Here is a 19,667-nt window from a genome sequence, read left to right on the forward strand (position 1 = left end):
GGGTGGTCGAGGCGGGGGCGGCGTGCTTGCCGCCGGTCGCCTCCGGGCTGCTCAGCAGAAGTCGTCGCCGAGTGCGCCGTAGTCGGAGACGGTCTCGCCACGAGAGGCGCGCCATGTGCTCTGCTCCTTGCTGTCTGCTGCGGCGTCCAGGAAGGCCCGCGCCTGCCGTACGCCGGTGGGCTCGCTGTGGTAGCCGCCGTACGCCTTCACGGGGCTCCAGTCGACGCTGATCTCGGGGAGAGGGACGGCCTGGCCGTCGTACTCGTCGTTGGCGTAGACGACCTTCCCGCCGGCCACCGTGACGGCGGCCTCGATGAAGGGGATGCGGTCGTCGGAGACGGCGAAGTAGTCCTCGGTGAGGATCGCCAGGTCGCCGTACTTGCCGACGCTGATCGTGCCCTTCTTGTCGGCCTCGCCGGTGAGCTTGGCGCCGCTGACGGTGTACATCTCGAGCGCGGTCTCGCGGTCGACGATGTTCTCCGGGCTGTAGAGCCGGTTGCCGCCGATGTCGGTGCCGGTGGTGAGCCAGTGGAGGGACAGCCAGGGGTTGTACGACGACACCCGGGTCGCGTCGGTGCCGGCACCGACCACGAGGCCGGCGTCGAGCAGCTTGGTCACCGGCGGCGCCCACTCGGTGGCGAGGTTGCCGTAGCGATCCTTGAAGACCTTGCCCTGGAAGTACATCCGGTTCTGGATCGCGACGTTGCCGCCGAGCGCCTTGACCCGGTCGATGCTCTGGTCGCTGATCGTCTCGGCGTGGTCGAAGAGCCACGGGACGCCCAGGGTGTCCTGGCCGAGGTCGCGGGCGATCTTCTCGAAGACGTCCAGGTTGTGGCGGATCGTCTCGTCGTAGGTCGCGTGCAGCCGGAAGCCCCAGCCGTGCTCGAGCAGCAGTCGGGCTGCCTCCTCGAGCTCACCGGCGGCGCGGTTGGTCAGCTGCGGGCGCGGCTCCGCGAAGTTCTCGAAGTCCGCGGGGCTCCAGGCGAGGTTCTCGCCGGCGCCGTTGGCGCGCAGCCACTCGTCGCCGTCGCCGGGGCTGACCATGCCGATCCAGCGCTTCAGGTCGTCGATCTCCTGGCCCGCGGTCTGCGGGAAGAGGTGGTAGGCGACCCGGACGCTGAGCTCGCCGCGGTCGGCGAGGGCCGTGATCGTGCCGTAGTCGTCGGGGAAGTCCTGGAAGCCGCCGGCGGCGTCGATCGCGCTCGTCAGTCCGAAGCGGTTGAGCTCGCGGAAGAAGTGCTTGGTCGACTCCTCCTTCTGCTCCTCACTCAGATGCGGGCCCTTGCCGAGCGTCGAGTAGAGCAGCGCGGCGCCGGGCGCGGCCAGCAGGAGGCCGGTCGGCTCCCCGCTGTGGTCGCGGACGATCTGGCCGCCGAGCGGGTTCGGCGTGTCCTTCGTGTAGCCCACCGCCCGCAGCGCCGCCTTGTTGAGGAGCGCCGACTGGTAGAGGTGGAGGACGAAGACCGGCGTGTTCGGCGCGGCGTCGTTGAGCTCCTTGAGGGTCGGCAGCCGCTTCTCGGCGAACTGCTCGGCCGTCCAGCCTCCGACGACCCGGACCCACTGGCCCTCCGGCGTACGAGCGGCCTGCTCGCGGAGCATCTGCAGCGCGTGCTTCAGGCTGCGTACGCCGTCCCAGCGGAGCTCCAGCAGGTAGTTGTTGCCGCCGCGGATGACGTGGGTGTGAGAGTCGTTGAGGCCCGGGATGATCCGCTTGCCGAGCGCGTCGATGATGCGCGTGCGGTGACCGATGTGCGACGCGACGGTCGCGTCGTCACCGACGGCCACGAAGACGCCGTCCTTGATGGCGGCGGCGGTGGCGGTGGGGTTGTCCCGGTCGCCGGTGTAGATCTTGCCGTTACGGACCACGAGGTCCGCCGGCGTCGTTGCCCCGTCGTGAGGCTGTACGCCCCCGACGGGCATGGTCGGTGTGGCCATGTCGACTCCTGTGAGAGAGAGATTCGGCCGGTGCTCGGTCGAGCACCTTCACTCACGAATCTACGGACGCGGGATCAATAACTCCAACACATGAGATAGTGGGTTATGATCGCTAAGACAGATCGCTGAGGAGGGCCCATGGAGATCAGACATCTGCGCTATTTCGTGGCGGTCGCGGAGCTGCAGAACTTCACCCGTGCCGCGGAGCGGAGCTTCGTCGCACAGTCGGCGCTGAGCCAGCAGATCGGCCGGCTCGAGCGCGAGATCGGCGCCCCCTTGTTCGTGCGCGGGGCGCGCAAGGTCGAGCTGACGCCCGCCGGCGAGCTGCTGCTGCCGCATGCGCACCGGATCATCGCCGACGAGGCGCAGGCGCGTGCCGAGCTGCGGTCCTACCTCGGCCTGGAGAAGGGCCGGCTGCGCGTGGGGCTGATCCAGACCGCGATCAGCGCGGTCGACGTGGTCGGGCCGATCGGCGCCTTCCATGACCGGCACCCCGGGGTCGACATCCACATCACCAACCAGACCTCGACCGAGATGGTCGAGGCGGTGCGCGCCGGTGCGCTCGACCTTGCGGTCGTGGGCATGGCTCCGAAGGAGGTGCCCGAGGGGCTGGAGCATCGGCTGCTCGCCGTCGACCCTCTGGTCGGCGTCGCCTGCGAGAAGGTCGCCAGTGGCCTGGTCGGTCCGATCGCCCTACCCGAGCTGATCGCCCGCGGCCGGCTCATCCACTTCGCCCGCGGCACAGGGCTGCGTCGGCACGTCGACGAGGCGCTCCACCGGGTCGGTCTCGAGGCGCTGTCGTCCTTCGAGCTCGCCCAGGCCAGCGACATCCTGCGGTTCGCCGCCCTCGGGCTCGGCGTGACGGTCGTTCCGCAGACGCTGGCGGAGTATGGCCGGACCATGCTGCCCGATCTCGAGATCCCCTATGCGGTCTTCGGGCTCAGGGATCCGGACGCGGTGCATCCCGTGACGGTGGTCTACGACCCCCAGCGCATCCCGGCTTCGGGACGCGCCTTCCTGGAGATTCTGGAGGAGTTCGTTCCTCATAAGCGAAAGTGATCGTCCCGAGCCCTTTGTTGTGTTGGGCAGATCGCTGGCGGTGGCTCAGACTGGAGGCGTCACCGTGAGTGCGTCATGAAGGGAGGCCCGCCATGGAGGTCGGGCATGGTGTCGGGGTGGATCTCGGGCTGCTGGTGCTGCGGCTCGTGCTGGGCGGCTTCGTCGCCGCCCACGGGATCCAGAAGCTCACCTACTGGTGGGGTGGAACCGGCCTGGCCGGATCGACGGCGGAGTTCCGCGCCGACGGCTTCATGGGCGGTGTCTGGACGGCCCTGCTCGCCGGCCTCACCCAGGTCGGCGCCGGCGCCCTGCTGGTGCTCGGGCTGCTGACGCCGGCCGCCGCAGCGGGCATCATCGGCGTCATGACGGTGGCCACGACGGTGAAGGTCCGCGTGGGCTTCTGGTCCCAGGACGGCGGGTTCGAGTATCCGCTCTTCCTCGCGCTCCTCGGCGTCGGCCTGTCGTGGACGGGCCCGGGCGGCTGGTCGCTCGACCGCGTCGTCGGCCTCACCGGCTACCTCGCAGACCACGACGTCGCCACCTGGGTCTCCCTCGCCGCGACTGTCCTCGGCATCGGCGCCGCGCTGCTGCTCCGCGTCGTCCTGCACCGTGACGAGCTCGAGCAGCATCCTGTCCCGACCACCGGAGGTGTGGCATGACCGTCAACGAACACGTCGTCGAAGCCTGGCGGGTCGTCGCCCCGCCCAAGGACAACCCGCACGGGCCGCTTCCGCCGCTGCTGCTGCTCATGACGGTGGTGACCGGACTGGTCGACGCCTTCAGCTACCTGTCCCTCGGCCACGTCCTCGTCGCCAACATGACCGGCAACGTGGTCTTCCTCGGCTTCGCCGTCGGCGGCGCTCCCGGCTTCGTCTGGTGGGCCTCGCTGCTCGCGATCGGGACCTTCCTGGTCGGCGCTTTCCTCGGCGGCCGGCTCAACGAGGTGGTCGGGCACCACCGCGGTCGCCACCTGTGCCTCTCGGCCATCGTCGAGACCGTGCTCGTCCTGCTCAGCCTGGTGGTCACGGTGTTCACCGACCCGCGTTCGGACGGCGTCTACCACGGCGGCGTACTCCTGCTCCTGATCGCGCTGCTCGGCATCGCGCTCGGCCTGCAGAACGCCACCGCGAGGGCGCTCGCCGTGCCCGACCTGACGACGACGGTGCTCACGCTCACGATCACCGGCATCGCGGCCGACAGCCATGCGGCCGGTGGCCAGAGCAGCAAGCTCGGTCGGCGGTTGGTGCCGATCGCCACGATGTTCCTCGGCGGGCTGGTCGGTGCGGCGCTTGTGCTCCACGACCACCGCACCTGGGTGCTGGTCATCGCTGCTGGCCTGCTGGCGCTCGTCGTGCTGCTCTCGCAGCCGGCGTCCCGGTCGCAGGCGGCTTGGACGACGAAGAAGTAGCCCTCGGAAACAGCAACGGCACGAGCCGATGACACGGTGCGTGTCATCGGCTCTTGTGCTGTTTGCCCGTGGTGTTGCCCATGCTGTCGGCTGCGCTGTCGTCCGTGGTGTGCGCGGGTCGTCCCGGCGGCGGGCGGCCTGCGCCGCGCCGGCGGCGGATCCGGTCAGGGGCGGTCTCAGCGCCGCGCCGGGGGCCAGACGAGATCGAGGTCGGCGACGGTGGTCGTGCCCGACGTGCGGTCGTGGACGACGGCGACGATGGTGGCGTCCGGGAGCAATCGGCGGCAGGCCCGGAGGGCCTGGTCCGCGGTGGCCGGGTCAAGACCCTCCGTGGGCTCGTCGAGGAGGAGTACGGCGGGGGCCGCGGCCACCGCCCGCGCCAGCGTGAGCCGCCGCGCCTCACCGCCGGAGAGGTCACGCGCGCCGGTGCCGACCCGGGTCGTCAGGGGGATCGAATCGAGCCCGAACTGCGCCAGGAGCGCCTCCGCCGCGGCGTCGTCGAGCGAGGGGTCGGCCAGGCGGAGGTTGCCGAGCACCGAACCGGTGAAGACGTGGTCGTCGTGGCTGACCAGCACGATTCGGCCCGGTGCGTACGCCGCCGGCGGCTGACCGGCGAGGTCGATCGACCCCTCGGCCAGCTCACCGGCGAGCACCCGCAGCAGGGTGGTCTTGCCACTCCCGGACGGGCCCCGCACAAGGGTCAGCGATCCAGCGGGCAGCGTGAGATCGAGACGGATCGGCTCGGCGCCGGGCGCGCGTGGAACGGTGCGGATCCCGATCGCCGGTCCCGCGGGCAGAGCCAGCCTCTCCGTCACGGACGACACCAGCGCCGGTCCGGTCAGGTCATCGAGGCGCGCGGCCGCCTCCGCCGCGGTCCGCCAGGCAACCCCGGCGTCGGGAAGCGCACCGAGGAGCTCGACCGCGCCCGCCGCGAGCAGGACCACCAGGACCGACGGCGCCAGCGGTGCGCCGCCGGCGACACAGGCGGCGAGGACACCGAGGGCCGCGATCCCGGCACCGAGGTCGGCGATGGTGGCGGCGCGGCCGGTGGCCCGGTCGGTGAGCTCCTCGGCACGGGTCAGACCGGTGAGCGACTCCACGGCCGACGACCGCACCGTCTCGACCGCCCCCAGCCCGGCCAGCTCCTCCCAGGCGTCGACGGCGCCCACCACCGCGGCCTGCGCCCGACCGCGCGTCGCCGCGAGGCCGAGCGACGCGGAGTGCCGACCGACCGCCACCGTCGCCACGAGCGTCCCGAGACCGATCACGACCAGGACGACGGCCGCCGTGCCGGAGACCGTCGCCGTCACGGCGGCCGCCGCGGGCAGCGCGACCGCGGCGAGGGCGGCTGGTACGACGGCGGCGAGCAGCACCCGGTCGACGGTGTCGCTGTCCGCGAGCGCCCGGTCGAGGATCTCCGCGCTGCCGAGCCGACGCAGCCGCTCAGCGCCGGCGTCGGCGGCGTCGCGGAAGAGCCGGACCCGCAGCCGTGCCAGCCAGCGCAGCGTGGCGTCGTGGGTGATCAGGCTGGCGACGTACCGGAGGACGATGCGGGCCAGCGCGAAGGACCGCACGCCGCCGCTCGGCGCGAGATAGGAGAAGCCCGGGAGCAACGCCGCGCCGGCGAGGTAGCAGCTCGCGATGAACCAGCCGGAGAGCGCCAACAGCCCGAGGCTGCTCGCCTCGGCGAGCACGACCAGGGCGAAGCCGGCGGCGAGGACGAGCAGCGGGCGGCCGGCCAGGAGGCGCAGGGCGCGGCACAGCGGGGTCACGTCGCTTCCACCGCCGTCGCGGCCAGGTCGTCGTGCAGCCGCCCGTGCTCGAGCCGGAGCACCCGATCGACCCGGGCGAGGACAGCGGGCGAGTGGGTGGCGACGACGACCGTCCGGCCCGCACAGGAGGCGAGCAGGCTGTCGAGGAGGCGTCGCTCGGTCTCGGCGTCGAGGTGGGCGGTGGGCTCGTCGAGCACCCACAGCGGCGCGTCCCGGAGCAGGGCCCGGGCCAGCGCGACCCGGCGCGCCTGCCCGGCAGACAGCCCCCAGCCGCCTTCGCCGACGAGGGTGTCGAGCCCGTCCGGAAGACGCGTCGTCACGTCGTCGAGCCCTGCCCTGTGGGCAGCCTCCGCGATCCGGTCGCAGCCGGCGCGGGGGTCACCCAGCGCGATGTTGGCAGCGAGCGTGCTGGGCAGGAGCACGGTGCGCTGGCCGATCCAGCCGGCCGATCCGGGCTGCGGCGCCGCGCCGTCGACCAGCACCGAGCCGGCGGTCGGGGCGAGCAGGCCGGCCAGGCAGCGCAGCAGGGTGGTCTTCCCGGTGCCCGACGGGGCGGCCAGCGCGGTGACGGTGCCGGCCGGGATCACGGCCTGGACGCCGTCCAGGACGGGTGCGTGGCCGGGGAAGCCGATGGTCAGAGCGTCGAGCACGATCGCGGGCGCGGTGGTGCCCGGCCCCGTCGGTGCGGCCGGTGCGGCCGTGTGCTCGACGGCCGGACGGTCGAGCAGGTCGAGGATCGCGGGCACGGCGGCGAGTGCCTCGTCGCGCTCGTGGTAGCCGGCGGCGTGGTCGCGCAGCGGCGCGAAGTAGACCGGGCAGAGGACGAGGACGAGGAGCCCCCGGCTCAGCCCGAGATGGGGCGCGACGCCGACATGGACGTAGCCGAGCAGGGTCAGCCCGACGTAGGTCGCGCAGACGGCGACCGCACAGGTGACGACGGCGTCGAGCACCCCGGCGGTGACGAAGGCGCGGCGCAGGACGGCCGCCGTCGCGCGGTTGAGGCGGTCCGCCTCGGCGGCGACGCGCCGCTCCTCGCGCTCGGTCGCGCCGAGCGTCCGCAGGGTCCGCATCCCGCGGAACCGGTCGAGCAGCCGCGCCGTGAGCTCCCGCATCAGGGCGAGCTGGCGCCGACTGGCGTCCTCGGTGGCCATCCCTGCGAGCCGGAGGTTGAGCGGCAGCAGTGGCGTCGCCAGCACCAGCAGCAGCGCGACCGGCCAGTGCACGACGGCGACGACCGCGAGCACGAGCAGCGCGGAGGGACCGGCGGCGAGCCGGCCGGGCCGACTGTGGGCGTGGTACGCCGCCACCTGGTCGGCCAGGTGGAGGACCGTGTGCGCGGCCCGGCCGCCCGGCTGGCGGGGGAGCGGCGAGTGGTCCGGGAGCGCTGCGGCGAGGAGGTCCCGCCGCAGCGGCTCGACGACGGCGCGGCGCCCGCGGCGGGTCGCCCGCCGCGCCGCCGCCAGACCCGTCGCACGTACGACGACGGCGACCGCCACCCCGGCGAGACCGAGCGCCATCCGCCCGCGGAGGACCGGCGGGTGGACCAGCCCCGCGACGGCGTACGCCGTGAAGGCCCAGGTGGCGACGGCCGCGGCCTGCGCGACGACGCGGGCGAGTGCGGCCCGGTTGAAGTCGCGTGCCCCCGGCTCTCCGGCCGCCGCCAGCCAGGTGAGCCGGTCCGCGCGGCCGTCGGAGGGTTCAGTCGCGGTCGCCATGCCGCTCGTGCCAGACCCACACGCCGAGGCCGGCGCCGACCAGCGCGACGACGGCGAGCCAGCTCAGCACCTCGGAGTGGGCCTGCGGGTAGCCGCCGAAGACGTCGATGCAGATCGCATAGATCACGACGCCGGCGACGATCCAGGCCAGGTTGGCGAGCCACCTCATGACACCGCTCCGTCCGTCGTGCTCGGGACGCCCGCGGGCGGCCCGCTCGGCCGCAGCGCCTGGGCGGAGGCGGAGAGCCCGGCGGGACGGGCGAGCTGGGGCTCGCGATACTTCCCCCGGAAGACGTGGTGGGCATACCAGCTGTAGAAGAGCACCAGCGGGATGTTGAGCCCGATCCCGACGAGCAGCACCACGAAGGTGGCGCCGGGTGCGCCCGCCTCCCCGATCGTCAGGCCGGGCGGCACGACCCGCGGCACGAGGATGTCGAGCAGCGCGAGCAGCCCGGCGACCTCGGCGGCGACGACACCGGTGAGCGCCAGCCGGTCGGGCCGGCGGCCGAAGCCGATCCAGGCGACCACGCCGCCGGCCACCGCGACCACGACCAGGATGACGAAGAAGACGACCCGCAGCGGGCTGCTCAGGTGGGTGCCGGTCGGGGTGGCGCCGAGGCTCAGCGCGGCGACCAGGGAGAGGACCGCGGTGAAGCCGAGGCTGACCCGGCCCGCGGCCCCGGCTCGGTCGCGCAGCGGCCCCTCGGTCTTGAGCCGGAGGAAGGCGGCGCCGGCGGTGGCGTAGAGCACCACCGTCGCGAGCCCGGTCAGCACCGAGTAGGCGTTGAGGAAGTCCCAGGTGTGGCCGGTGAAGACGCCGTCGGTCACCGTCACCCCGGAGAGCAGCCCGCCGATCGCGACCCCCTGCGTGAAGGAGGCGATCAGCGAGCCGAGCCCGAAGGCGAGCCCCCAACGGAACGGGACGCCGTCGTTGGCGGTCGAGATCAGCTCGATCGCGGCGCCGCGGGCGATGATCGAGAAGAGCATCACGATGAGCGGGATGTAGAGCGCCGGCAGCATCACGCCGTACGCCGTCGGCAGGCCGGCCCACGCGGCGACGCCGAAGAGGATCAGCCAGGTCTCGTTGCCGTCCCAGGCGGTGGCGACGATCTCGACCATCTCCCGGCGACGGCGCTCGTCACGGTCGAGGAGGAGCAGAGTGCCGATGCCGAGGTCGTAGCCGTCGAGGAGCACATACATGCTCACCGAGAGCATGACGATGGCGAACCATGCGTCGTCCATCTCAGACCCCCATCTCCGCGACCGGTTCGGCGGGTGGAAGCAGGGTCGGTTCCAGGTCGGAGGGCAACGGCCCCCGGCGCACCTGCCGGACGACGTACGCCACCCAGGTGAGGGCCAGGATGAGGTAGATCAGCACGAAGCCGACGACGGAGAAGACCACCGCTCCGGTGGAGAGGTGGGAGACGCCGTCGGCGGTCCGCAGCTGCCCGTAGACGACCCACGGCTGGCGGCCGGTCTCGGCGGTCACCCAGCCGCCGATGATGGCGAGGACGCCGATCGGGGTCAGCCACACCAGGAACCGGTGGAACCACGTCGTCGAGTAGAGCCGCCGACGAAGCCGCAGCACCAGGCCGGTCAGCACAGCGGCGAACATCAGCATCGAGCCGTAGAACATCACCCGGAAGCCCCAGAAGGTCGGCCACATGTTGGGGCGCTCATCCTTCGGCGTCGAGGCGAGGCCCGGGGTCGGCGTGTTGCCGGAGAGGTCCTTGGCGATCCAGCTGCCGACCTTCGGGACGGTGACCTTCACCTTGTCCCGACCGTTCTTCATGTCGGGGATGACGAAGAGGTTGTAGCCGGTGTTGGTGGAGTCCCAGTTGCCCTCGAGCGCCTCCAGCTTGGAGAGCTGGTGCGGGCCGACGTAGCTGCCGGCGACGTGGTCGCCGACGTCGAGTTGGAAGGGCAGCAGCACCGCAAGCACGCCCAGCGCCAACGAGAGCGTACGCCGGGCGAACGCCTGCTCGCGGCCACGCGCGAGGTAGTAGGCGCTGATCCCCGTGATCATCCAGGCGGCCGAGATCAGGACCCCGAGCAGCATGTGCGGGAAGCGCCAGCCGAAGGACGGGTTGAAGACGACCTGCCACCAGTCGCTGGGCTGGAACTGGCCGTCCACGATCTTGTAGCCGGCCGGCGTCTGCAGCCAGGAGTTGGCGGCGATGATCCAGGTGGTGGAGAGCACCGTCCCGATCGCGACCAGAACGGTGGCGAGGAAGACGGTCCGCTCCTTGACCCGGCCGTCGCCGTAGAGCATCACCCCGATGAAGCCGGCCTCGACGAAGAACGCGGTCACGACCTCCATGCCGATGATCGGGCCGATCACCGGTCCGGTGGCGCTGGCGAAGGGGCCCCAGTTGAGGCCGAACTCGAAGGTGATGACGGTGCCCGCCACCACGCCCAGGGCGAAGCCGACCGCGAAGATCCGCTTCCAGAACCGGAAGATCTGCAGATAGACCGGCTTGCGGGTGCGCAGGTAGGCGCCGTAGACGAAGGCTAGGAAGATCGCGAGCCCGACGGTGATGGCCGGGAAGGTCATGTGGAACGCGATCGTCAGCGCGAACTGCCATCGGGACAGATCGACCATCGTGTCGGACATGCCGGCTCCTTCGTGCGGTGGCGGCATGCTGCCGGCCGCGAGCGACGCTAACAGCGGAGCGAGCCCACGGGGACTCTCCGGCGAGACCAAGATTCGATCGTTCTGATCGCCCGGCCCGATGGTCGCGTCGGCGATCGTGACGTGACGCACGTCACGTCGTAGAGTCGATGCTGTGACCGCTGCACCCATCGAGCCACGCCCGAGCCGGCCCGAGGTCTTCTCGACGACCCCGCTGCGAGAGGCGGCGCGGGTCGAGGGCTGGGAGCGCCACAACGCCGAGTCGCTCGTCGCGCTCACCTGCCGCCCGGTGACAGGCGCGACCTTCGACGCTGCGGAGATGAACCTCCAGCTCAACGAGGTCCACCTCGCGCGGGTGCGCGCGGCGCGGCACACGGTCGAGCGCTCCGCCGGCCTCGTCGAGGAGAAGCCGGCCGACGCGATCGCGGTCTACGCCGGGCTGCGTGGCGACGCCCTGCTGGAGTACGACGGCGTACGCCGCGTCCTCCATCCCGGTCAGCTCCTCGTGTGCGACGTCGACCGACCGTTCCTGCGCGGCTTCGGCCACGGGCTCGAGGAGCTCGCGGTCAAGGTGCCCCGGCAGGCCTTCGCGGAGCGGACCGGCCTGCCGTCGATGCCGACGCCGCTGGTCGTCGAGGCCGGTCCCGGGCAGAACCCGCACCGCCGGGCCCTCGTGCAGCTGGTCGGGCGGGCGCTGCGGGCGGTCGACCCCGTGCCGGCCGACGAAGACGCCATCCTCGACCTCGTCTCCGTCCTCGCGACGGAGGGTCGGGTCGCGCCGTCGACCGCCCACCGGTCGGCAGCCAAGGCGTTCATCGAGGACCACCTCGCCGACCCGACGCTGTCGGCGGCCGACGTCGCCCTCGGCGCCGGCGTGAGCGAGCGCCATCTCTCCCGCCTCTTCGCCGAGGCCGGGACCAGCGTGCCGCGCCACATCCTCGCTCGCCGGCTCGACCGGGCGTTCGCGCTGCTGAGCTGCCCGACCGAGCCCGACCTCCGCACGGTCGACATCGCCCAGCGCTGCGGGTTCACCTCGGCGTCGTACTTCTCCGCCGCCTTCCGCAAGCGCTTCGGGGTCGCCGCCGGCGACGTCCGCCGCGGCGCGCTCGCCTGACCGCGCTCGCCCCGCCCTCACGGGACAGGTGCGGATTTCCGCCATCACCCGCGTCGGCCAGTGACCTCGGTCACAAGAGCCGCCCACACTCCTTGCCACTCGTAGTGCCCCGCGAAGGAGGGCGAAGTGGGCAAGGCCAAAGGAGACCTCACCAGGCTCCGCAACAGACGCCGTGGTCCGATCTGGGCCGCGGTCGCCGGGGTGTCGGCGCTCGGGCTGGCGCTGTCCGGCTGCACGGTCGGCGGCAGCAGCGCCGCCGGCGACGACCATCAGCTGGTCATCGGGTTCGTGTCGACGCAGACGGGCGCCAACGCGGCGTTCGGTCAGGCGAACACGTTCGTCGTCGACCAGATCCGGACCTATCTCAAGGCGCATCCACTCGTGGTGGACGGCGAGAAGTACGACGTCAAGATCGTCGTCCGCGACGCGCAGAGCGACTCGACGCGTGCCGGCGACGTGGCGGCGGAGCTGATCAACAGCGACAACGCCGATGTCATCGTCGCCTCGTCGACGCCGGACATCGTCGATCCGGTCTCCGAGCAGTGCGAGGCCAACCAGATCCCGTGCATCACGACGGTCGCCCCGTGGCAGCCGTTCGCGATCCGCTCGGGTGACAAGCCGGCGGACCTGAAGTACAGCTACCACTTCTTCTGGGGGCTGGAGGACGTCTCGGCGGTCTACGCCGACATCTGGAAGCAGGTCGCCAACAACGGCAAGGCCGGCGGGCTCTTCCCCAACGACCCCGACGGCCAGGCATGGGGCGCCAACTTCCCGGCGCTCACGAAGACCAGCGGCGTCACGATCAAGAACCCGGGGCTCTACCCCGACGGCACCAAGGACTTCTCCGCCCAGGTGTCGGCGTTCAAGGGCACCGACGTCCTCGTCGGCGTCCCGATCCCGCCGGACTTCACCACCTTCTGGCGCCAGGCGAAGCAGCAGGGCTACCACCCGAAGGTCGCCACGATCGGCAAGGCGCTGCTCTTCCCGTCGTCGGTCGACTCGCTGGGCAAGATCGCCAACAACCTCTCGACCGAGGTGTGGTGGACCCCGACCGCGCCCTACACGAGCTCGCTGACCGGCCAGAGCGCCAAGCAGCTCGCGGACGCCTGGGAGGCGAAGACCCACCAGCAGTGGACCCAGCCGCTGGGCTACGCCGAGGCGCTCTTCGAGGTCGCGATCGCGGCGGTGAAGAAGTCCGGAAGCACCAACCCCGAGGACCTGGTCAGGACCCTTGCCCACCTCGACGTCCACACGATCGTCGGCGAGGTGCATTGGGGCGCTGACCCGAACGTCCCGCCCTACATCGCCAAGACGCCGATCGCCGGCGGCCAGTGGCGACTGACGAAGGGCGGCAAGTATCCGTTCGACCTGGTCGTCGTCGAGAACAAGCTCGCCCCCGAGGTCCCCCTCGGCGGCAAGCCCGAGCCACTCTCCCGAGACGAGTGAGGTCAGCATGAGCACGAGTACGACGGCGGCCCCGCTGCTCCAGGCGGACGGGATCGCGAAACGGTTCGGCCAGGTCGTGACGGCCCGGTCGGTGGACTTCCACGTGAAGGCCGGCGAGGCGCTCGGGATCGTCGGCCCCAACGGGGCGGGCAAGTCGACGCTCCTCAACCTGGTGACCGGGACGCTGCCGGTCGACGGCGGCCGGATCCGGTTCGACGGGGAGGACGTCACCCGGCTGCCCGCCGCCCGGCGTACGGAACGCGGCATCGGGCGGACCTTCCAGGTGCCGCGGCCCTTCGAGGGGCTGACGGTCTTCGAGAACGTCCTGGTCGGGGCCTCGTTCGGCGCCGGGAAGCGTGGCCGCGAGGCGAACGAGCAGGCCTGGGAGGCGCTCGAGACCTCGGGACTCGACCACCTCGCCAACACCAGGGCCGGCTCGCTGCGGCTGCTCGATCGCAAGCGGCTCGAGCTCGCCCGCGCGCTCGCCACGCAGCCGCGGCTGCTGCTGCTCGACGAGATCGCGGGCGGCCTCACCGAGCAGGAGCTGCCGACCCTCATCGAGACGATCGCGACGATCCGCGACAGGGGCACCGGCGTGATCTGGATCGAGCACATCGTCCACGCGCTGCTGCAGGTCGTCGACCGGCTGATGTGTCTCGCCCAGGGCGACGTGGTCGCCACCGGCGACCCGCACGAGGTCATGGCGAGCGACGAGGTCGCGGCGGTCTACCTGGGCGCCGTGGACTCGCAGGACGAGCTCGTCGCCGAGCCGACCACGGCCCACACCGAGGAGGCACAGGCATGAAGGACAGCGCCCTGCTCGAGCTCAGCGGCGTCGACGTCCACTACGGCGACTTCCAGGCGCTCTACGGCCTCGACCTCGCCGTCGCGGAGGGCGAGACGCTCGCGGTGATCGGCGCCAACGGTGCCGGCAAGACGACGCTGCTCAAGACCATCTCCGGCCTGATGAAGCCGACCCGTGGCGCGGTCCGGTTCGCCGGCCGGGACGTCTCCCGGACCGCGACCCACAAGCGGGTCCGCGGCGGCATCGCCCTGACCCCCGAGGGTCGGCGCATCTTCGGGTCCATGACCGTGGAGGAGAACCTCAAGGTCGGCGCCTTCGGTCGGCGGCCGGGGCCGTGGACGCTCCAGGCGGTGTACGACGCCTTCCCGCTGCTCGCTGAGAAGCGGACCCGCCGCGGCGGCTTCCTCTCCGGCGGCGAGCAGCAGGCGACCGCCATCGGCCGCGCGCTGATGTCCAATCCGCGGCTGCTGCTCCTCGACGAGGTCTCGCTCGGCCTCGCGCCGGTCGTCATCGCCGACATCTACGCCGCGCTGCCGGCGATCACGGCGAAGGGCACCACCGTGCTCGTCGTCGAGCAGGACCTGACCCAGGCCCTCGCCGTCGCCGACCGCGTGCAGTGCCTCCTCGAGGGCCGCACGGTCCTCGAGGCCAGCGCAGCCTCGGTCAGTCGCGCCGAGGTGGCCGCCGCCTACTTCGGCACCGGCGGCGCCGGCGCGGCCGACGACGTACCCGCGCCGCGCGCAGCCGGCTCCACCCCCGTCACCATCCACAAGGAGGCCTGACATGGACTGGGTCAACGCGGTCCTGCAGGGAGTCCTGCTCGGTGGGCAGTACGCGCTGCTCGCCTGCGGCCTGTCGCTGATGTTCGGCGTCATGCGCATCGTCAACCTCGCGCACGGCGTGCTGGCCGTTGCGGCGGCGTACCTCGCCTACTGGCTCGTCTCCCACACCGCCCTGCCGTCGTTCGCGACGCTGGTCATCGTCATCCCGGTGATGGCCGGCGTCGGTTGGCTGCTCCAGATGGGGCTCTTCAACCGGGCGCTCAAACACGGCGAGCTGTCGCCGCTGCTGGTCTCGTTCGGCATCGCGGTGATCGGCGCCAACCTGCTGCAGGAGGGCTTCAAGGCCGACTCGCGCAGCATCGGCATCGGCGACCTGGCGACGTCGAGCATCAAGCTCAGCGACGACCTCTCGATCGGCGTCTTCTCGCTGATCACCCTGGTCATCGCTGTGGTCGTCATCGGCGGCCTCACGGCGTTCATGAACTACACCCGGATGGGTCGCGGCATGCGCGCGACCAAGGACGACCACGAGGCCGCGAAGCTGATGGGCATCAACGAGCGCACGATGTATGCGCTCGCGACCGCCATCGCGATCGCCACCGTGGCGCTGGCCGGTGTCTTCCTCGGGATGAGCACGCAGTTCACCCCGACGTACGGCGACCTCGTGCTGATCTTCGCCTTCGAGGCCGTCATCATCGGCGGGCTCGGCAACCTGTGGGCCACCCTCGTCGGTGGCCTCGTCCTCGGCGTCGCGCAGACCGTCGGCGCCCAGATCAACCCCGCGTACGGCGTGCTGGCGGGCCACCTGGTCTTCCTCGCCGTGCTCCTGGTCAGGCCGCAGGGCCTGCTCGTCTCGAAGACGGTGATGGCATGACAACCCTGACCCAGCCCGTGCACAGTGCGTCCGCGCTGCGCGTCGCCCGCGGTGACCGCACCTCGATGATCGGCGGGCTCGGCTTCGCCCTGGTCGTCGTGGTCATGGCCGCGTGGGTGCCGTTCCACTTCTCGCTCGGGACGCTGACCAACCTGGTCGGTCTGTTCTCGCTGATCATCCTCGGGACGACCTGGAACCTGCTGGCCGGCTACGGCGGACTCGTCTCGATCGGCCAGCAGGCCTTCATCGGCGCCGGCGGGTACGCCGTCATCAAGCTCGCCGACGCGGCCGGACTGCCCATCGTGCTGGCCGTCCTGCTCGCCGGGGTGGTCTGCGGGATCCTGGCCTTCCCGACCTCGTTCCTGCTGTTCCGGCTGGTCGGCGGCTACCTCGCGATCGGCACCTGGGTCGTCGCCGAGGTCTTCAAGCTGGTCACGACGCAGATCGACGCGCTCGGCGCCGGCTCGGGCCTCTCCCTGATGGCCTTCCGGGAGGACGGCACCAGCAGGATCGCCCGGATCGGGACGGTCTACTGGCTGGCGCTCGCCATCGCGGTGCTGGTCGTGCTGGCGACGTACGTCCTCATGCGCAGCCGGCTCGGGCTCGGCCTCACGGCGATCCGCGACAACCCGACGGCGGCGGGGTCGCTGGGCGTCGCGGTGCAGCGCAGCCGCCGGATCGTCTACGTCGCCGCCTCGGCGGGTGCAGGGCTCGCCGGGGCCCTCATCGCCACCAGCTCGCTGCGGGTCACGCCCGACTCGATCTACAGCGTCAACTACACGGCGTACATGATCTTCATCGTCGTCATCGGCGGGATCGGCACCATCGAGGGACCGATCCTGGGCGCGATCGTCTTCTATGTCCTGCAGCAGGAGCTCGCCCAGCACGGCACGTGGTACCTCGTCGTCCTCGGTGCGGTCGCCATCGCGGTCGTCCTCGTCGCGCCCAAGGGGCTGTGGGGACTGCTCTCCCGTGAGGGTCGGCTCGAGGTGTTCCCGGTCGGTCACCGGGTCACGCCGCCGAGATAGCCGCCAGATCCGCATTTCCGCCATGGAGGCCCGCAGGTCTGTGACGAACGGCTGTGACCCCCGACACTCGATGTGAGACCCCGATCACATGCACCCACGGGGTGAAGAAAGGTGATGACCATGCCAGTGTTCGACGACGGCCAGAAGGAGACCGAGGTCCCCGAGGTCGAGGACGTGGTGGAGACCGACGTCCTCGTCGTCGGATCGGGGCCGGCCGGATCCTCGGCGGCGCTCTTCCTCTCGACCCTCGGCGTCGACAACATCATGATCACGAAGTACCGCTGGACCGCGAACACGCCGCGTGCGCACATCACCAACCAGCGGGCGATGGAGATCTTCCGCGACATGGGCATCGAGGACCAGGTGCTCGCCGACGCCACCCCGCACGACCTGTGCGGTGACACGGTCTTCTGCACGAGCATCGCCGGTGAGGAGATCGGCCGGATCAAGACCTGGGGGACGCGCCCCGACCGTGAGGCCGACTACCAGCTCGCCTCGCCGTGCCTCACGGTCGACATCCCGCAGACCTACCTGGAGCCGATCCTGGTCCGCAACGCCACCACGCGCGGGACGCAGAGCCGGTTCTCGACCGAGTACCTCTCCCACGTGCAGGACGAAGACGGCGTCACGACGACCGCGCGGGACCGGCTCACCGGGCACGAGTACAAGATCCGCAGCAAGTTCCTCATCGGCGCCGACGGCGCGCGGTCGAAGGTCGCGGAGGACATCGGCCTGCCCTACGAGGGCAAGATGGACATCGCCGGGTCGATGAACATCACCTTCAAGGCCGACATCTCCCAGCTCGTCGACCACCGCCCGAGCGTCCTCTACTGGGTCATCCAGCCCGGCTCCAACGTCGGCGGCATCGGCACCGGCCTGGTCCGGATGGTGCGTCCCTGGGACGAGTGGCTCATCGTGTGGGGCTACGACATCAACGAGGAGCCGCCGAACCTCGACGACGAGATGGCGAAGGGCATCGTCCGCGACCTGCTCGGCATGCCCGACCTCGAGCCGGAGATCACCGGCTACAGCCTGTGGGGCGTCAACGAGATGTATGCGACCCACCTGCAGAAGGGCCGCGTGTTCTGCGCCGGTGACGCGATCCACCGTCACCCGCCGTCGAACGGCCTCGGCTCCAACACCAGCGTCCAGGACTCCTACAACCTGGCCTGGAAGCTGGCTGCCGTCCTCCGCGGGCAGGCGGACGCGAGCCTGCTGGAGTCCTACAGCGCCGAGCGTGCCCCGGTCGCCAAGCGGATCGTGACCCGGGCGAACAGGTCGGCGCGCGAGTTCATCGACATCTTCGAGGCGCTCGGCGTCGTCGGCCTCGACGGCGATGAGATGGCCAAGGCGATCGAGGAGCGCAAGGCCAACACCCCGGAGGGCGCCGCCAAGCGGGCCGCGCTCGTCAAGGCGATGGACACCAAGAACTACGAGTTCAACGCCCACGGCGTCGAGCTCGGCCAGTTCTACGAGTCCAACGCCGTCGTCAGCGACGGCACGCGCCCGGCGCCGACGGCCGACGAGGACCTCTACTACCAGATGTCGACGAGCCCGGGCGCCCACATCCCGCACGCCTGGGTCGGCAACAACGTCGACAAGAGGGCCCTGATGGACCTCGCGCCGTACTCGCGCTGGACCCTGCTCACCGGGGTCACCGGCGAGGCCTGGGCGAGCGCCGCCGGCAAGATCGCCGACGAGCTCGGACTGCCGCTCGAGACGGTGGTGATCGGTCCCGGTCACGAGGTCACCGACCTCTACTACGACTGGACGAAGCTGCGGGAGGTCGAGGAGTCGGGCGCCGTCCTCGTGCGGCCCGACAAGCACGTCGCCTGGCGGTCGATGAGCCTGCCAGAGGACCCGGAGTCCGCGCTCCGGTCCGCGCTCACGCAGGTCCTCGGCCGCGCCTGAGGAGCCGACATAGGGAGCCGGCCCACCGGAGTCGGCGCAGGGAGCAACACGGGCGGGGGTCGCGCAGCGGCCCCCGCCCGGGTCCGGTTCACGCGGTATGCCCGGTGAGGGCGAGATGATGGCGCCATGAGGGGAGAGCCGATCGCTGCGACGACGGCCCTCGACGCGGCCGCCCACCGGTTCTCCACCGCCGCGCTCCCGGAGGAGCAGCGGGTGGAGCGCTGGGAGCAGCACAACTTCAGTGAGCTCTTCGACCTGCGCTGCCGCACCCTCGGGGCGGCGCTCGATGCCTCGATGGTCGACGTGGCGCTCGACCGCGTCCGTCTCGCCCGCGTCGCCGGCACGCCTCACGTGGTCGAGCGGACGGCCGAGCTGGTGCGCCACCGCCCCGCGGACGCGCTCGTCGCCTACCTGACGCTCGCGGGGGAGGCCTTCTTCCATCACGAGGACGCAGTCCGCACCCTCCGCCCGGGTCAGCTCCTGGTCTGCGACACCGACCGGCCGTTCCTGCGCGGCTTCTCCCGGGGGCTCGAGGAGCTGGTCGTCAAGGTGCCGCGGCAGGCCTTCCGCGACCTGACGGGTCTCGACGCCCTCCGCACGCCGGTGGTGGCCGAGTTCGGTCCGAGGGAGGGGCGGCTCGAGGCCCGCACGCTGGCCCGGCTGGTCGGCGGCGCCGTACGCCCCCGGGAGGCGAGGCCGGTGGAGGAGCACACCGTGCTCCAGCTGCTCGGCCGGGTCCTGACGCCCGGCGCGCCCGCCGACCTGGGGGCGGTCCACCTCGCGACCGCGCAGGCGTTCATCTGTGAGCACCTCGGTGATCCCGGCCTGACCGCGAGCCGGGTCGCCGAGGCGGTCGGCCTCTCCGAGCGGCACCTCTCCCGCGTCTTCGCCGCGTCCGGGACGAGCGTCCCGCAGTACGTCCTCGTGCAGCGGCTGGACCGGGCGCGGACGATGCTGCTCGACCACCCCGAGATCGGTGTCGCGGAGGTCGCGGCCCGCAGCGGGTTCGGGTCGGCGTCGTACTTCTCGCGGGCCTTCCGCGACCGGTTCGGCCGGCGGGCGAGCGACGTACGCCGGGAGGCGCGCGCGGCGCGAGGCTGAGGCCCGTGGTCGGGCGCCGTCCAGGCGAAAGTGTCGATTTCCGCCATGTCGGCAGCCCGGTCTGGGTCGATCGTGACTGCGGTCA

General features: G+C 71.5%; 17 protein-coding genes. 11 read left to right on the forward strand and 6 right to left on the reverse strand.

The window, feature by feature from the left end; genetic code table 11:
- Positions 1–51 precede the first annotated feature (51 nt).
- The gene (locus AB3X52_RS12930) at positions 52–1,935 is read right to left on the reverse strand and encodes an amidohydrolase (RefSeq protein ID WP_367994499.1); all 1,884 of its coding nucleotides are present in this window, start codon (positions 1,933–1,935) and stop codon (positions 52–54) included.
- 138 nt (positions 1,936–2,073) lie between these two features.
- Here AB3X52_RS12930 and AB3X52_RS12935 point away from each other — a divergent pair, with 138 nt between their 5' ends.
- The 3 genes from AB3X52_RS12935 to AB3X52_RS12945 all read left to right on the forward strand — a co-directional run bounded on the left by AB3X52_RS12935 (position 2,074) and on the right by AB3X52_RS12945 (position 4,402).
- On the forward strand, positions 2,074–2,994 hold the full coding sequence (locus tag AB3X52_RS12935; RefSeq protein ID WP_367994500.1) for a LysR family transcriptional regulator: 921 nt from the start codon (positions 2,074–2,076) through the stop codon (positions 2,992–2,994).
- A 92-nt stretch (positions 2,995–3,086) separates the two neighbouring features.
- Entirely contained in the window at positions 3,087–3,653 is a 567-nt protein-coding gene (locus AB3X52_RS12940) for a DoxX family protein (protein WP_367994501.1), read from the forward strand.
- On the forward strand, positions 3,650–4,402 hold the full coding sequence (locus AB3X52_RS12945; protein WP_367994502.1) for a YoaK family protein: 753 nt from the start codon (positions 3,650–3,652) through the stop codon (positions 4,400–4,402). Before AB3X52_RS12940 ends, AB3X52_RS12945 begins: the two co-directional genes overlap by 4 nt.
- Positions 4,403–4,578: 176 nt before the next feature.
- On the opposite strand, the gene AB3X52_RS12950 is transcribed toward AB3X52_RS12945, so the two are convergent.
- The 5 genes from AB3X52_RS12950 to AB3X52_RS12970 are packed head-to-tail and all read right to left on the reverse strand — an operon-like array spanning position 4,579 to position 10,503.
- Positions 4,579–6,174 carry an ATP-binding cassette domain-containing protein gene (locus AB3X52_RS12950; RefSeq protein ID WP_367994503.1) on the reverse strand — a complete coding sequence of 532 codons (1,596 nt, stop codon included), beginning with the start codon at positions 6,172–6,174 and terminating at the stop codon, positions 4,579–4,581.
- Positions 6,171–7,889: an ABC transporter ATP-binding protein/permease gene (locus AB3X52_RS12955; RefSeq protein WP_367994504.1), complete on the reverse strand. Its 1,719-nt coding sequence runs from the start codon at positions 7,887–7,889 to the stop codon at positions 6,171–6,173. Before AB3X52_RS12955 ends, AB3X52_RS12950 begins: the two co-directional genes overlap by 4 nt.
- Positions 7,873–8,058, reverse strand: coding sequence for a hypothetical protein (locus AB3X52_RS12960; RefSeq protein WP_367994505.1), 186 nt, complete (start codon positions 8,056–8,058; stop codon positions 7,873–7,875). Before AB3X52_RS12960 ends, AB3X52_RS12955 begins: the two co-directional genes overlap by 17 nt.
- A complete protein-coding gene (gene cydB, locus AB3X52_RS12965) occupies positions 8,055–9,131 on the reverse strand; it encodes a cytochrome d ubiquinol oxidase subunit II (RefSeq protein ID WP_367994506.1) in 1,077 nt (358 codons plus the stop codon). Before cydB ends, AB3X52_RS12960 begins: the two co-directional genes overlap by 4 nt.
- A gap of 1 nt (position 9,132) precedes the next feature.
- The gene (locus AB3X52_RS12970; protein ID WP_367994507.1) at positions 9,133–10,503 is read right to left on the reverse strand and encodes a cytochrome ubiquinol oxidase subunit I; all 1,371 of its coding nucleotides are present in this window, start codon (positions 10,501–10,503) and stop codon (positions 9,133–9,135) included.
- Between the two features lie 172 nt (positions 10,504–10,675).
- Here AB3X52_RS12970 and AB3X52_RS12975 point away from each other — a divergent pair, with 172 nt between their 5' ends.
- The 8 genes from AB3X52_RS12975 (at position 10,676) to AB3X52_RS13010 (ending at position 19,582) form a co-directional block, all read left to right on the forward strand.
- Complete coding sequence (locus AB3X52_RS12975; RefSeq protein WP_367994508.1) at positions 10,676–11,635, forward strand: helix-turn-helix domain-containing protein; 960 nt, start codon at positions 10,676–10,678, stop codon at positions 11,633–11,635.
- Between the two features lie 126 nt (positions 11,636–11,761).
- Entirely contained in the window at positions 11,762–13,081 is a 1,320-nt protein-coding gene (locus tag AB3X52_RS12980) for an ABC transporter substrate-binding protein (RefSeq protein WP_367994509.1), read from the forward strand.
- Positions 13,082–13,088: 7 nt separating this feature from the next.
- Positions 13,089–13,886, forward strand: coding sequence for an ABC transporter ATP-binding protein (locus AB3X52_RS12985; RefSeq protein WP_367994510.1), 798 nt, complete (start codon positions 13,089–13,091; stop codon positions 13,884–13,886).
- Positions 13,883–14,668: an ABC transporter ATP-binding protein gene (locus tag AB3X52_RS12990; protein WP_367994511.1), complete on the forward strand. Its 786-nt coding sequence runs from the start codon at positions 13,883–13,885 to the stop codon at positions 14,666–14,668. Before AB3X52_RS12985 ends, AB3X52_RS12990 begins: the two co-directional genes overlap by 4 nt.
- Position 14,669: 1 nt before the next feature.
- The gene (locus AB3X52_RS12995) at positions 14,670–15,542 is read left to right on the forward strand and encodes a branched-chain amino acid ABC transporter permease (RefSeq protein ID WP_367994512.1); all 873 of its coding nucleotides are present in this window, start codon (positions 14,670–14,672) and stop codon (positions 15,540–15,542) included.
- A complete protein-coding gene (locus AB3X52_RS13000; protein ID WP_367994513.1) occupies positions 15,539–16,570 on the forward strand; it encodes a branched-chain amino acid ABC transporter permease in 1,032 nt (343 codons plus the stop codon). The genes AB3X52_RS12995 and AB3X52_RS13000 overlap by 4 nt, the downstream gene beginning before the upstream one ends.
- A gap of 120 nt (positions 16,571–16,690) precedes the next feature.
- Complete coding sequence (locus AB3X52_RS13005) at positions 16,691–18,481, forward strand: FAD-dependent oxidoreductase (protein ID WP_367994514.1); 1,791 nt, start codon at positions 16,691–16,693, stop codon at positions 18,479–18,481.
- Positions 18,482–18,607: 126 nt separating this feature from the next.
- A complete protein-coding gene (locus AB3X52_RS13010) occupies positions 18,608–19,582 on the forward strand; it encodes a helix-turn-helix domain-containing protein (protein ID WP_367994515.1) in 975 nt (324 codons plus the stop codon).
- The last annotated feature ends 85 nt before the right edge of the window (positions 19,583–19,667 follow it).

Origin of the sequence: Nocardioides eburneus (genome assembly GCF_040838215.1) — a bacterium.
GTDB classification, from domain to species: Bacteria; Actinomycetota; Actinomycetes; order Propionibacteriales; family Nocardioidaceae; genus Nocardioides; species Nocardioides eburneus.